Consider the following 13,541-nt stretch of genomic DNA (forward strand, 5'->3'; position numbering starts at 1 on the left):
GGACTAGCTTCCGTTAAAGGTCTGATAAGGCTTTTCTCAGCAAACAAAGCCTCTCTCTGCAACAGCTTTTTAACGTACTCGGGTCCGTCATTGAATTCAATATGTATGAATCGAAATTATTATAGACAACTCGGCTCGTCTTGTCAATGAACGCTTCGTCTCATGTGAATATATTGCACAATGATGACCCTCATAATGGCTGCGGACGGCACGGCTAAAATCATCCCAATCAAGCCAAACAACTCACCTCCAGCAAGTAACACCAGCATGATCACGACAGGATGCATATGCAGGCTTCTCCCGACAATGATCGGACTCAGTACATTGCTTTCTAAAAATTGAAGCACGGCTACTGTAATTAGCACAATGATCACTGACTTCACTGAGATGGTAAAAGCAATAAAGACAGCTGGAATCGCTCCAATAATCGGGCCAAAATACGGAATGACATTCGTTGCACCGATTAACATACCTAGTACAAGCGGATATGGAATATGAAACAGCCAAAGAACAATGGCAGCAGCTCCCCCAATTAAAGAACAGACAAGCAATTGCCCTCTAATATAATCCCCAAGTGAGTCATCCACTGCTTTCACAAAGGCATGTCCCCTTTTTCGGAAGCTTGGCGGGGTTAAATACCATGCTGCCCGCTTCATCGTGTTCATATCTTTCACCATATAAAAGACAAGAAAAGGAATAAGTGCAGCAACTAAGGCGTAATCAAGCAGTACTTTACAGCTAAGAATCATCCGCTCTGCCCCATTTGCGGCATACGTCTCAGATTGGACAATAAAACGATCCAGCCGTTCATGTAGTCCATCAGGCCAGTGGCTTGTATGACGATGAACATGTGATAAAGCACCATTATACGTTTCGGCAAGCATGGGAATTTGCTCCGACAATTCATTTAACTGAGCGATTAAAACCGGTGCCCCTTTATACACAGCCAAACCAATACCGCCAAAAAACAGCACATATATCAATAAGAGACTGACCGTCCTTGGCAAACCTCGCTTATGTAGTCTTTCAACAATTGGATAAAGAAGATAAGAAATAAAAATAGCGATAAGAAGCGGGATCAAAACCGCTTTGAGCAATAAAAAAATAGGCATCCATAACTCGTCGAGCTGAACCAAAATGAGTAAAGACGCAAGGACAAGCAGTACACCTGCAGCATACATTAGAAACTCGATCGGACGTTTCTTCACCTTTTTCACCTCTCTTCTTATTGTTTAACCAACTTCTGCAATTATCCATGTAAATAAAATTTGTCCTAACTTTGTTAAAAATGAATACACATGAAACATACGGCTCCATCCAAAGTCACTGTTTGCTGTAAAATCTCGTTAGAAAATATTCCATTATTTTCTTATTTTTGCCTCATTTATGCTAGAATCCACTTTAGCTCAATCATTAGAAGAGGAGGTTCTTCATGATCACATTCGAAGAAGTCAACAAGCATTACGGCCAGTTCCATGTACTTAAGGACATTAACCTACATATTCAAAAAGGTGAGGTTGTTGTGATCATCGGTCCTTCAGGGTCTGGAAAAAGCACGATGCTTAGATGTATCAATCGTCTTGAAAGCATTGATGAAGGAAAAGTCCTTGTCAATCAAGTGTCTGTTCAGCATCCGAAAACCAACATCAATCTCATCAGGCAAAATATCGGGATGGTGTTTCAGCACTTCCATCTTTATCCGCATAAGACGGTGCTTGAAAACATTATGCTTGCGCCGATGAAGGTTAAAAAAGTGAGCAAAGAAGAAGCAAAGGAAACAGCTGAATTTTATTTAAATAAAGTTGGCATTCCTGAGAAAGCAGACACCTACCCTTCTAGACTCTCAGGAGGACAGCAGCAGCGTGTGGCAATCGCAAGGGGACTTGCAATGAAACCTGAGGTCATGCTTTTCGATGAACCAACATCAGCTCTTGATCCAGAGATGATCGGTGAGGTGCTAGATGTGATGAAACAGCTGGCAAGGGAAGGGATGACAATGGTCGTTGTCACGCACGAGATGGGATTTGCCCGTGAAGTCGCAGATCGCATTGTGTTTATTGATGAAGGAAGAATTCTTGAAGAATCTACACCAGCTGCCTTTTATGAAAAACCGCGCGAGAAACGCGCTCAGCTCTTTTTAAGCCGTATTTTAAATCACTAGGGGGAATGAATTTGATGAAAAAAATGAAACGCTTTGGCCTATTACTGTTGATGACTTGCTGTATGATCGCTCTCGCTGCTTGTGGATCTGCCGAGAAAGGCTCAACTGATGCAAAACAAGGCAGCTCATTAGAAGCCATTAAGAAAGACAAAAAAATCGTTTTCGGTGTGAAAAACGATACTCGTTTATTCGGTCTAAAAAATCCTAGTAACGGGGATATTGAAGGGTTTGATATTGATATCGCAAAAGCGATCACTAAAGAAATGCTCGGTGATGAAGGAAAAGCAGAATTCAAAGAAGTGACATCTAAAACAAGGATTCCTTTACTGCAAAAAGGAGATATTCATGCCATTGTTGCCACAATGACGATCACAGAAGAGCGTAAAAAAGAGGTCAATTTCTCAGATGTTTACTTTGAAGCAGGACAATCACTGCTTGTGAAAAAAGGCAGCGACATTCAATCGATTGATGATCTTAAAAAAGGTACGAAGGTGCTTGCAGTGAAAGGGTCCACTTCTTCTCAAAACATTCGCGAAAAAGCACCAGAAGCATCCGTTTTAGAATTTGAAAATTACCAAGAAGCCTTTACAGCCTTAAAATCAAATCAAGGGCAAGTTCTGACAACTGATAATGCAATTTTATTTGGCATGGCAGACGAAGATTCAAATTATGAAGTCGTTGGCGGAACATTTACCGATGAGCCTTATGGCATCGCTGTGAAAAAAGGCGATGAAAAATTGACAGAAGCCATTAATAAAGCGTTAAAGGCATTAAAAGATAATGGAGAGTATGACAAGATTCATAAAAAATGGATCAAAGAATAATCAATTGACTCGATTAATCTCAACACCCTCAGGAGAGCCGCTTGCCGGCTCCTCTGTTGATTAGGAAGGAAGTGAACTGATTGCTGCGGTTTTCCATTTTAACTGAGAACTTCCATCTTTATTTAGAAGGGTTTAAATATACGATTGGTGCAAGTGTCATTGCGTTGATTGGAAGCTTTTTCATCGGTACACTCATTGCCATTATGAGAATTGCGCCACTAAGGCCGCTCAACTGGTTAGGGACGGCTTACGTGGAATTTATTCGGAATATTCCGTTATTATTGATCACCTTTGTGTTCTTTTTTGGTTTACCGGTACTTGGCATTGTGGCAGATGGCTTTACAGCAGGAACCATTGCCCTCTCCATTTATACGTCTGCTTTTATCGCTGAAGCCATTCGTGCAGGTATACAAGCTGTACCGCTTGGACAAATGGAAGCAGCTAGAGCTTCTGGTCTGTCATATGGCGGAACGATGCGATATATTATTCTGCCGCAGGCAATCAAAATTGTCATTCCACCACTTGGGAATCAATTTATCAATCTTGTGAAAAACTCGTCTATTTTAGGTGTCATTGCAGGGTTTGATCTGATGTACCAAGGAGACCTTATCGCTTCGAGAACGTTTGTGACATTTGATGTATACATCTTTGTTGCCATGTTCTATCTTCTATTGACCATTCCGCTTAGTCTAGGCGTTGGTTATTTAGAAAAAAGATTAGCCCGAAGCCACTAGAAAGGAGGAAACACAATGGATTTTATAGGTGCCTACCAGCCCGATCATCTCGCCTTTTTACTTGAAGGATTTGCTGTCACCTTAAAAGTGGCTTTTATCTCCATCATTTTAAGCTTTATCATCGGATTAGTCGTTGGCACATTGAGGTTCGCACAAATCCCTATTTTATCAAAGGTGCTTGCGGTCATTGTTGAAACCGTTCGGAACCTGCCGCTTTTGCTGATCATCTTTTTTACGTATTTCGCCCTACCTGAAATCGGTATTAAGCTGAGCATTACGGCCTCTGCCATTGCGGCTTTAACCGTGTTTGAATCTGCCATGCTGTCAGAAATCATTCGCAGTGGATTAAAATCAATTGATAAAGGACAAATCGAAGCGGCCAGATCCTCTGGTTTAACCTATATTCAAACATTAAAAATGATTATCATGCCACAGGCATTACGCCGAATGGTCCCGCCGATTGTCAGTCAATTTATTTCTCTTTTAAAAGATACATCGCTTGCCGTTGTGATTGCCCTTCCAGAACTATTGCATCACGCGCAGATTTTAAATGGTCAAAGCCAATCTTACTTACTTCCTATTTTCCTCTTGGCGGCCATGATGTATTTTGTTGTGAACTTCAGCTTGTCTATACTTGCACGGAGATTAGAGTACAGGCAGGCATAAAAAAAGGACATCCGCTCATGATGGATGTCCCTTTCTGTTTAAAGCATTCGCATAACTCGTTTTCTCATCTTTTTCATATCCCGCTTAGATGGCATATCATATCGACTTGCAAAGTGATATGCGAGTGCACCTGCACCAAGCGTTAATAGTGAAGAAGTCATTTTGCCCATTCGAAATTCCCCCTTAACACTTATAGTTGAATTGAACGTTCATCGTCACTAAACAGGTCATCTAAACTGCTTAGTGTACCGTCTTCCTCCACTTGGTGAGTAGATATTTTGCCTTTTGACAGTGTCAATTCAATAAAACAGCCCCAGCAATAATATTGATTGACCCCAATTTTTCCGATGTCTTTACATTTGCAATTTGGGCAAATGAGCATACTCAGCACCTCTTTACGTTCGGTTTAGAACAAGTGCTTCCTTTTGAACATCCATCAAGGTTCCGGCAGCATGCAGCTGCTTTCGAATCCCTGATAGCTCTGTAAAGAAGCCGTCCGAGAGTTCATATGCTACGATTATGCCCGAATTTGTACAAAAGTATACATCTTCCAAAACACCTAATGTTTCACCATCTGGCGTACGGATCATTTTCTTTTTTAATTTCGAAAAGAAGAAGGATGGGGCGGAGGTATCTATCTCGATGCCCTTCTGGCAGCTCACATATAGACCTTTGTCTGTCAGTTTGTCGCCAGCTGAGAATGGGATGAAAGCACAGTCTTTCTTTTTCCCATCTAAAACATATCCCCCGCAGCTGCCGCCGGCTAAAAAGCAAATATCTTTGATCGCCCCAAGTGAATGAGACAGCTCGTCTGTATAGATCGTCAGTCCTTCAAGCTCTCGACATGTTCTCAAAATGTGATCAACCACCTTTTCGGAACAGTCTTATCGTGTGCGTTTCCTCTATGACTCATACGAAGAAATGGCTTCCATGAAGGAAGCCATTTACTCTTGCATAAAATCAAACGGGGTGATTCCCTCCATGCCAATATTGGCATCGTGTACGCTGAAAGGAAGTTCTTTTTGGAGGGCTGCTAGCTCAGCGTCCATGATTTCTTCCGTTTCAGTAAGACGCATGGTTAAAGATGTTTGTCTGAGGGAGTCTTCATTATTTTTCACGCCCCACTCTAATGCTGATTCCTCACCGCACAAAATTAAAAACTTTTTACTTCGTGTTATGGCCGTGTAAAGCAAATTTCTTCGAAGCATTCGATAATAACTTCTCACGACTGGCAGCACCACGATTGGGAATTCACTGCCCTGAGATTTATGAATCGAGCAACAATAAGCGTGTGTAAATTGATGAAAATCTTTTTTCGTAAACGTGATTTCGTTTCCATCAAAGGAGATGACCGCCATATCTTCTTTTTCCGTGTTTTCTTTCGCATAAAAGATCGAGACAATTTCGCCAATATCTCCATTAAAAATGTTATTCTCCGGCTGATTGACAAGCTGAAGTACCTTATCACCTGTCCGGTAGACGACATCACCAAATGGAATCTCTCTTCCTTTTGGCTTTTTAGGATTCAAAATTTGCTGAAGCATTTTATTCAGTTCATTAATGCCTGCTTTTCCTTTATACATCGGGGCAAGCACTTGTATGTCCTTTGCTGAATAACCCTTTTGCGCAGCATTGCTGACCACTTTCTCGATGACTTCTTTCATTTGGTCACTAGAGCATTGAATAAAGGATCGATCCTTCGAGCGTGCAGTAATATCCTTTGGCAATACACCATTTTTCATATCATGCGCAAGTTCAACAATTGTTGAACCGTCTGCCTGCCGGTAAATATCAGTTAGTGTCACTGCCGGTATAGCTTGTGAAGCAAGCAGGTCTCTTAACACTTGACCAGGTCCGACAGATGGAAGTTGATGTTCGTCTCCAACCATAATGACTTGAATATGATCTGGGATCGCCTTAAACAAATGGTTCGCCAGCCAAATATCCAGCATACTCGATTCATCAATGATGACAAGTTTTCCTTCAATCGGCTGGTCTTCATCATGTGAGAAGCCTTCTGATCCATTCCAGCCTAGCAGCCGGTGAATGGTCACAGCAGGAAGTCCAGTGGATTCGGTCATTCGTTTCGCAGCACGTCCAGTTGGTGCGGCAAGCACGAACGGAAATGCTTCATCTTTTTTATAATCACCCGGGTCAAGAGATACGCCGTGAAGATCGCTGTAAAGCTCGACAATCCCTTTAATGACTGTCGTTTTCCCTGTACCCGGTCCGCCTGTTAAAAGCAGCATTGGAGACATGAGTGCCTTTTGAATGGCTTCTTTTTGGGTTGGTGCATACTGGACACCAAGCCGTTCCTCCAGTTCACCGAGTGCAAGCAGAAATTCTGATTCAGGAAATTGATCTGCATATTCCGTTTGAGCGACAATTTTTTGAATGCGTTTTGCCACACTTTGCTCCGCATAAAAGAGCGACGGATGATAACAGCGCTCATCTTCAATAATCATTTCTTTCCCTTCACCAAGTGCAATGATCTGATTGGCAACGTCCATTTCAGTCACTTTGTAGTCATTGCCGGTTTGATTCAGCAGTTTACGGGTTTCGACGATCAGATCTTTCGTTTGTATGTACGTATGACCGTCCTGCAGGCTTGCTGTCTCAACGGTATACAAAAGGGCTGCACGAATGCGGTCTGGATCATTTCCAGATATCCCTGTTCTAGCGCCGAGTTCATCTGCTTTAATAAAGCCAATCCCCTCGACGTCTTTGACGAGCTGATAAGGATTTTCTTCAATTTTCTGCAACGTTTCACTCTCGTATACTTGGTAAATCTTCATGCTAAGCTGAGGACCAAAACCATATTGATTCAGGCTGATCATGATTTGCTCAAGCCCTTGATGCTCTTGAAGTGCGGCAGCCAGCTTATCGGCCTTCTTTTTTGACAGGCGAGGGACGTCATACAACACAGACGGATCACGCATAATTTGATGAAGCGTCTGATTGCCAAGCTTGCCGACGATTTCTTCCGCCGTCTTTTTTCCAATCCCTTCAAACAAGTCACTAGAGAGATAATGAATGATGCCTTGCTTTGTTGTAGGGACTTCCTTTTGAAAATGAGTGGCTTGAAACTGCTCGCCAAACTTCGGATGACTTGTGACCTTGCCATAGAAGGTGTAGGTTTCATCCTCATGAAGTGCTGGGAAGTAGCCTGTGACAGATGCTGTTTTTTCCTCTAAATTCTCTGATGTTTCAATGACTTTTACTTTTAACACCGAGTATAAATTACTTTCGTTATGGAAAATAACGGCTTGAACCGTCCCTTTTAAAAACGGTTCGTCTTCAAGCTTCATTTGATCTGGATGTTCCTGCACAGGTCTTCCCTCCTTCCGGTTATTCTGCCTCTTGAATCAGCTTTTGCGCATGCAATGCAAGCATATGATCAGGCTGCACGTCAATGGCTTTTCCTAGCATTTCAAGCGCTTCGTCCTTTTTCTCTAAATACGCATACGCAACGCCTGCATTATAAAAGGCGTCTGCATGCTGCGGATCTCGCGTAATCACTTCAGTAAAGACTGCGACCGCTTCCTCCAGCAGATGTTCATTCGCTAAGCACATGCCAAATTGAAATCTTGCTTCGTTGTCTTCTTCGTTTAGCTCAACTGCACGCTGAAGATAAGGCATCGCAAGCTTTGGCTGCTCTAATTTCATCAGTGTCTGCCCTAACATATAAAACAAATCACTGTTTTCCATTCCAGCTTGTAGCGCTTGCTCAAAATAGTCTTTCGCTTTCATAAAGTCTTCTTTCATCGTGTAAACATTTCCTGCTCCGTAATAGGCTGCAGCTGCTGTATGATCAAGTTCAATGGCTTTTTGAAAGAAGTTCAAAGCACGTTCAAATTCATGAACACTTGAAAGTAAATTCGCAAAGTTGATATATGGAACCGGGTCCTTTGGGCTTTCTTCAATGGCTTTCGTAAAAGCTTCAGCTGCCTGTTCGATGTTCCCTTGATTTAAAGCTTCAATACCGATTTCGTTATGATTCATTCGCTCTCTTCATCCTTTCATTAAAAAACCTCAACAGCGACGTTGAGGTTTTTAACACATGTTACACATACGACAGCTTTTGGCCATCTTTAAAGACATCGTCAATGGTTCCGCCGCCAAGACATTCTTCGCCATCATAAAAAACAACAGCTTGTCCTGGAGTAACAGCACGAACGGGTTCATCAAAGATCACCATTGCTTCCTGCTCACCTGTCATTTTGACTTTTACATGATGGTCTTCTTGACGGTATCGGAATTTCGCTGTGCATGTGAGTTCACCGTTTTCGCCGACAATATGAGGACGAGTCCAGCTGATGTTAACAGCTGAAATACTTTCAGAGTATAAAAGCGGATTGTGGAAGCCTTGTTCAACAAATAAGATATTTTTCTCTAAGTCCTTCCCAACAACAAACCACGGATCACCGCTTCCGCCAATGCCAAGTCCTTGGCGTTGACCGATCGTGTAATACATGAGTCCATCATGTTCACCTTTTACTTCTCCGTCCATTGTCTGCATCACACCGGGCTGTGCAGGCAAATATTGGCTAAGGAACATTTTAAAGTTTCTTTCCCCAATAAAGCAGATGCCCGTAGAATCTTTTTTCGTTGCTGTTGCGAGCTCTGCTTCTTTTGCTAATTCACGCACTCTTTTTTTCTCTAAATCGCCGATTGGGAACAACACTTTATCAAGTTGTTCTTGAGTCAGCTGATTCAAGAAATAAGTTTGGTCTTTGTTTGTATCAAGACCTCTTAGCATTTTCACTTCATCGCCTGTTCTGTCGACACGGGCATAGTGCCCTGTTGCCAAATAATCCGCTCCAAGCGACAATGCATGCTCAAGAAATGCTTTGAACTTAATTTCTTTGTTACACATGACATCTGGGTTCGGCGTTCTGCCTGCTTTATATTCATCAAGAAAATATTGAAACACTTTGTCCCAATACTGTTTCTCGAAATTCACTGCATAATATGGGATTCCAATCTGGTTACAAACACGAATGACATCCTCATAGTCCTCCGTTGCTGTACATACACCATTTTCATCTGTGTCATCCCAGTTTTTCATAAATATGCCGATCACATCATAGCCTTGCTCCTTTAACATGAGCGCAGCAACTGATGAATCGACGCCTCCGGACATACCGACCACAACTCTTGTGTCTTCAGGTCTTTTTGTCATCTTCATCAACTCCAATTTCAATGAAACAACGTGCGCGTTTCGTTCTTCAGGTGCCTAGCTGTTTCATTTTTCACACACGAACAAAGGGAAGCATTTATTTGGCTAGGCGTTTCACGACAGCCGCTATCTTATGCGCCGCCTGCTTCACATGTTCCTCTTCATTTCCAAGACCGAAGCTTATTCTGACTGAGGATGTCAGCTCTTTTGCTTCTTCACCATACATGGCGCTTAATACGTGCGAAGGAAGGACAGATCCAGCCGTACATGCTGACCCGCTCGAAACAGCAATCCCTTCCATATCTAAGTTCACAAGTAACGATTCAATAGAAACGCCCGGGAAGTGGACATTTAAAATATGCGGCAATGTCTCTTTCGGATGTCCATTGATAGAGAAATTGAGTGATTCCTCTTCGAATACTTGCAGCATCGCTTCTTTGAGCTTACCATAATGCACTGCTTTTTCTCTTCTATTTTGCTTTGTTAATTGAACTGCTTCTGCAAGTCCAATGATTCCCGCCACATTTTCAGTGCCAGCACGGCGTTTTCTCTCTTGTTCTCCTCCGAATAGCTGTGGAGAAAGTTTTACACGCTCATTCACATATAAAAAGCCTGTTCCCATCGGGCCATTTAGTTTATGACCGGACGCAGATAAGAGGTCGATATGAAGTTCTGTGACATCAATTGATATTGTCCCAAATGCCTGTACAGCGTCTGTATGAAAATAAGCAGTGTGTTCGTGTAAAAGTTGACCAATTTCTTTAATTGGCTGGATCACACCCGTTTCATTATTGCCGTACATGATGGTCACAAGAATTGTATCGTCTCTTAGTGCTTGTTTTAATTGATCAAGATGAATCAATCCAGTGTGATCCACATCTAAATACGTCACATCAAAACCAAGCTTCTCTAAGCGTTCGCATGTATGCAGCACTGCATGATGCTCAGTTTTTGTTGTGATGATATGTTTTCCTTCATGCTGCCTTGCCATTGCCACACCTGTAATGGCCAAGTTGTCTGCCTCTGTTCCCCCGCTTGTGAGGATGATCTCCTGCTGCTTACAGTGTAATTCTCCTGCAATGACTTCCCTTGCTTCATCGAGCCACTTTCTTGCCTCGCGCCCATATGAATGAATACTAGAGGGATTGCCAAATATCTCTGTAAAGTAAGGCATCATCTTGTCCACAATTCGCTGATCCATCGGCGTTGTGGCTGCATGATCTAAATAGATACGTTCCATTTCCGGTACACCTCTGATCTAAATATAGAACATATACGCCTCTTGATCCTCGTCATCTTTATAGCTTGCCAAGTCTTCAAGAGTTGTATTGTCCAGTACGTCTTTTACTGCATCACGAATACGAATCCAAAGTGCACGCTTTGCTGGTTCTTCGTTTTCAATCACTTCAACAGGACTAATAGGTCCTTCTAATACACGAATAATATCACCGGCTGTAATCTCGTTTGGCTCATGGGCAAGCACATAGCCGCCATACGCTCCGCGGATACTTTTCACAAGACGTGCATTACGAAGTGGTGATACAAGCTGCTCTAAATAATGCTCAGACAAATCATTGTTTTGAGCGATTGATTTTAATGATGTAGGGCCTTCGCCATGTTTTTTGGCTAATTCGATCATGATCGTCAGACCATATCTGCCTTTAGTAGAAATTTTCAAGTTAAACACCTCTGCGTTTTCTATTTCTATGTCATCAATTATTTTTCTGATTTCATATACGCTTATATAGACCAAAAGCAATTATATCATACTTTTAGCCAACTTTCATTTGCGGGTTCTGAGCTCAAAACGAGGACGCATCCCTTTTCTATTTGAAGAAATTTCGGTACTCTATACAAACAAGACATTGCTTTAGGAGAGATAATCATGAAACCTTTAGCGTATCGGATGCGCCCAAGTCATATTGGAGACATTATTGGGCAGGAGCATCTCGTTGGGGAAGGTCAAATTATTAGACGAATGGTCGAGGCAAAACATTTGTCCTCGATGATTTTATACGGACCGCCGGGAATCGGCAAAACATCCATTGCAACTGCAATTGCTGGCAGTACAAGCATTGCCTTCCGTACATTGAATGCGGTGATTCATAACAAAAAAGATATGGAAGCTGTCGCCGCTGAAGCGAAAATGAGTGGTCAGGTCATCTTGATTTTAGACGAAGTCCACAGACTCGATAAAGGGAAGCAGGATTTCCTTCTTCCGTATTTAGAAAATGGCATGATCATTTTAATTGGCGCGACAACAGCTAATCCGTATCATGCAATTAACCCAGCCATCCGCAGCCGGACACAAATATTTGAGCTGAAGCCGCTGGAAACAGAGCAAATTAAAGCTGCATTATCTCGAGCTTTACAGGATGAACATCGCGGGCTTGGCGGTTATTCGGTCAAAGTTGATGAGGAGGCAATGAATCATTTTGCAAATGGATGCGGAGGAGATGTGCGTTCCGCTTTAAATGCGCTTGAACTAGCCGTCTTATCGACAAAAGCGGATGAATCTGGACAGATCACGATCACTCTAGCTGCAGCAGAAGAATGTTTACAAAAAAAGAGCTTCTCGCATGATAAAAACGGTGATGCCCATTATGATGTCCTCTCGGCTTTTCAAAAATCCATCAGAGGATCTGACGCAGATGCTGCGCTACATTACCTTGCAAGACTCATTGAAGCGGGAGACCTTGAAAGCATTTCGAGACGATTACTTGTGATGGCTTATGAAGATATTGGCTTAGCCAGCCCGCAGGCAGGGCCACGTGTGTTAAGCGCTGTTCAAACAGCTGAGAGAGTTGGTTTTCCAGAAGCACGAATTCCACTCGCTAATGCCGTGATTGAACTGTGTCTTTCTCCAAAGTCAAACTCCGCTTACCAAGCGATTGATGCGGCACTGCATGATATTCGCACGGGGAAAATTGGTGAAGTTCCCGTTCATTTAAAAGATGCCCACTATAAAGGAGCAGCAGCACTTGGAAGGGGCGCCGATTACTTATATCCGCACGATTATGAAAATGGCTGGGTGAAGCAGCAATATTTACCTGATCCGCTGAAAAACAAACAATATTATGAACCAAAGCAAACTGGAAAATTTGAAGGTGCACTAAAGCAAGTGTATGAAAATTTAAGACGGCAAAAATAAAAAAAAGCCCCCTGCTCTAAGCAGGCGGGCTATTTATTTATCTTTCACACGTGTAATCGGAATGTCTTTTAACAGTTTCATAATGACATGACCACCCATGATCAGTCCAGCCACAGATGGAACAAATGCATTGGATGATGGCGGCATTTGTGCCTTACGAATTTTCGCTTCATCATTTCCAACTTCTTTTCTCACATCTTCACGAATGACAATCGGACTTTCATCAGAGAAAATAACTTCAATTCCCTTACGAATGCCTTCCTTCCGCAGGCGTGTTCTGACGACTTTCGCAATTGGGTCTGTATGTGTTTTCGAGATGTCATCAATTTTAAAGCGTGTCGGATCTGTTTTATTTGCAGCACCCATACTCGAAATAATGTTCACATCGCGTTTCAGGCACTCTTTCATTAAATGAATTTTATAATGAATTGTATCTGATGCATCAATGACATAATCAAGTGGATACTCAAAGAATTGTTCATATGTTTCTTCTGTATAGAACATTTTGAGCGCAACAACTTCACATTCTGGGTTGATGTCAGCAATTCTTGCCTGCATTAAGTCAACTTTAGGCTGACCAACCGTTGATAGCAGAGCTGGCAGCTGCCGGTTTACATTTGTAATATCAATATCATCTTTATCAACAAGAACAATACGGCCAACACCTGAACGAGCAAGAGCTTCTACTGCAAAAGAACCTACGCCGCCTACTCCAAGCACTGCAACTGTACTGTTTTTTAATATATTTAAGCCTTCCTTGCCAATGGCAAGCTCGTTTCTTGAAAACTGATGTAACAAGTGCCTCACTCCACCTTTATTTAAAATG

At 42.3% G+C, this 13,541-nt stretch carries 15 protein-coding genes and 1 other annotated feature (1 of these 16 cut by a window edge); of the genes, 5 read left to right on the forward strand and 10 right to left on the reverse strand.

The features are described from left to right. Nucleotides 1-100 (reverse strand) — a binding site (T-box leader); it reaches 108 nt to the left of the window's first position. A 43-nt stretch (nt 101-143) separates the two neighbouring features. Beyond that, complete coding sequence (locus tag M2353_RS12620; RefSeq protein ID WP_375805735.1) at nt 144-1,181, reverse strand: AI-2E family transporter; 1,038 nt, start codon at nt 1,179-1,181, stop codon at nt 144-146. Between the two features lie 251 nt (nt 1,182-1,432). On the opposite strand from M2353_RS12620, the gene M2353_RS12625 reads away from it, so the two are divergent. The 4 genes from M2353_RS12625 to M2353_RS12640 all read left to right on the forward strand — a co-directional run bounded on the left by M2353_RS12625 (nt 1,433) and on the right by M2353_RS12640 (nt 4,385). Beyond that, nucleotides 1,433-2,161 carry an amino acid ABC transporter ATP-binding protein gene (locus M2353_RS12625; protein ID WP_007501456.1) on the forward strand — a complete coding sequence of 243 codons (729 nt, stop codon included), beginning with the start codon at nt 1,433-1,435 and terminating at the stop codon, nt 2,159-2,161. A gap of 14 nt (nt 2,162-2,175) precedes the next feature. Then, nucleotides 2,176-2,985, forward strand: coding sequence for a transporter substrate-binding domain-containing protein (locus M2353_RS12630; RefSeq protein WP_284725518.1), 810 nt, complete (start codon nt 2,176-2,178; stop codon nt 2,983-2,985). A gap of 80 nt (nt 2,986-3,065) precedes the next feature. After that, a complete protein-coding gene (locus tag M2353_RS12635; protein ID WP_007501460.1) occupies nt 3,066-3,719 on the forward strand; it encodes an amino acid ABC transporter permease in 654 nt (217 codons plus the stop codon). A gap of 15 nt (nt 3,720-3,734) precedes the next feature. Then, nucleotides 3,735-4,385 carry an amino acid ABC transporter permease gene (locus M2353_RS12640; RefSeq protein WP_008342693.1) on the forward strand — a complete coding sequence of 217 codons (651 nt, stop codon included), beginning with the start codon at nt 3,735-3,737 and terminating at the stop codon, nt 4,383-4,385. Between the two features lie 38 nt (nt 4,386-4,423). Here M2353_RS12640 and M2353_RS12645 read toward each other — a convergent pair whose 3' ends face one another. The 8 genes from M2353_RS12645 to cymR form a co-directional block, all read right to left on the reverse strand. Continuing rightward, nucleotides 4,424-4,555: a YrzQ family protein gene (locus M2353_RS12645; RefSeq protein ID WP_008342695.1), complete on the reverse strand. Its 132-nt coding sequence runs from the start codon at nt 4,553-4,555 to the stop codon at nt 4,424-4,426. A gap of 20 nt (nt 4,556-4,575) precedes the next feature. After that, nucleotides 4,576-4,767, reverse strand: a complete 192-nt coding sequence (locus M2353_RS12650) for a hypothetical protein (RefSeq protein ID WP_003216308.1) — start codon at nt 4,765-4,767, stop codon at nt 4,576-4,578. A 13-nt stretch (nt 4,768-4,780) separates the two neighbouring features. After that, complete coding sequence (locus M2353_RS12655) at nt 4,781-5,239, reverse strand: PRC-barrel domain-containing protein (RefSeq protein ID WP_284725519.1); 459 nt, start codon at nt 5,237-5,239, stop codon at nt 4,781-4,783. Nucleotides 5,240-5,329: 90 nt separating this feature from the next. Continuing rightward, the gene (recD2, locus tag M2353_RS12660) at nt 5,330-7,714 is read right to left on the reverse strand and encodes an SF1B family DNA helicase RecD2 (RefSeq protein ID WP_284725520.1); all 2,385 of its coding nucleotides are present in this window, start codon (nt 7,712-7,714) and stop codon (nt 5,330-5,332) included. A 19-nt stretch (nt 7,715-7,733) separates the two neighbouring features. After that, a complete protein-coding gene (locus tag M2353_RS12665; protein ID WP_008342707.1) occupies nt 7,734-8,387 on the reverse strand; it encodes a tetratricopeptide repeat protein in 654 nt (217 codons plus the stop codon). A gap of 61 nt (nt 8,388-8,448) precedes the next feature. Further along, nucleotides 8,449-9,567, reverse strand: coding sequence for a tRNA 2-thiouridine(34) synthase MnmA (mnmA, locus tag M2353_RS12670; protein ID WP_284725521.1), 1,119 nt, complete (start codon nt 9,565-9,567; stop codon nt 8,449-8,451). Nucleotides 9,568-9,661: 94 nt separating this feature from the next. Further along, entirely contained in the window at nt 9,662-10,804 is a 1,143-nt protein-coding gene (locus M2353_RS12675) for a cysteine desulfurase family protein (protein WP_008342711.1), read from the reverse strand. 18 nt (nt 10,805-10,822) lie between these two features. Further along, nucleotides 10,823-11,242: a cysteine metabolism transcriptional regulator CymR gene (gene cymR, locus M2353_RS12680; RefSeq protein WP_008342713.1), complete on the reverse strand. Its 420-nt coding sequence runs from the start codon at nt 11,240-11,242 to the stop codon at nt 10,823-10,825. Nucleotides 11,243-11,449: 207 nt separating this feature from the next. Here cymR and M2353_RS12685 point away from each other — a divergent pair, with 207 nt between their 5' ends. Then, on the forward strand, nt 11,450-12,715 hold the full coding sequence (locus tag M2353_RS12685) for a replication-associated recombination protein A (RefSeq protein ID WP_008342715.1): 1,266 nt from the start codon (nt 11,450-11,452) through the stop codon (nt 12,713-12,715). Between the two features lie 33 nt (nt 12,716-12,748). On the opposite strand, the gene M2353_RS12690 is transcribed toward M2353_RS12685, so the two are convergent. After that, entirely contained in the window at nt 12,749-13,513 is a 765-nt protein-coding gene (locus M2353_RS12690) for a tRNA threonylcarbamoyladenosine dehydratase (RefSeq protein ID WP_008342718.1), read from the reverse strand. Nucleotides 13,514-13,541: the final 28 nt, after the last annotated feature.

This window comes from Bacillus aerius (genome assembly GCF_029894105.1).
In the GTDB taxonomy this organism is placed as follows: domain Bacteria; phylum Bacillota; class Bacilli; order Bacillales; family Bacillaceae; genus Bacillus; species Bacillus altitudinis.

Excerpts from the sequence above, each read along its gene's own strand:
- M2353_RS12685 (WP_008342715.1), top strand. The coding sequence starts at position 11,450 with ATGAAACCTTTAGCGTATCGGATGCGCCCAAGTCATATTGGAGACATT.
- M2353_RS12620 (WP_375805735.1), bottom strand. The coding sequence starts at position 1,181 with ATGTATGCTGCAGGTGTACTGCTTGTCCTTGCGTCTTTACTCATTTTG.
- mnmA (WP_284725521.1), bottom strand. The coding sequence starts at position 9,567 with ATGACAAAAAGACCTGAAGACACAAGAGTTGTGGTCGGTATGTCCGGA.
- M2353_RS12645 (WP_008342695.1), bottom strand. The coding sequence starts at position 4,555 with ATGGGCAAAATGACTTCTTCACTATTAACGCTTGGTGCAGGTGCACTC.
- M2353_RS12630 (WP_284725518.1), top strand. The coding sequence starts at position 2,176 with ATGAAAAAAATGAAACGCTTTGGCCTATTACTGTTGATGACTTGCTGT.
- M2353_RS12640 (WP_008342693.1), top strand. The coding sequence starts at position 3,735 with ATGGATTTTATAGGTGCCTACCAGCCCGATCATCTCGCCTTTTTACTT.
- M2353_RS12650 (WP_003216308.1), bottom strand. The coding sequence starts at position 4,767 with ATGCTCATTTGCCCAAATTGCAAATGTAAAGACATCGGAAAAATTGGG.
- M2353_RS12625 (WP_007501456.1), top strand. The coding sequence starts at position 1,433 with ATGATCACATTCGAAGAAGTCAACAAGCATTACGGCCAGTTCCATGTA.
- M2353_RS12675 (WP_008342711.1), bottom strand. The coding sequence starts at position 10,804 with ATGGAACGTATCTATTTAGATCATGCAGCCACAACGCCGATGGATCAG.
- M2353_RS12665 (WP_008342707.1), bottom strand. The coding sequence starts at position 8,387 with ATGAATCATAACGAAATCGGTATTGAAGCTTTAAATCAAGGGAACATC.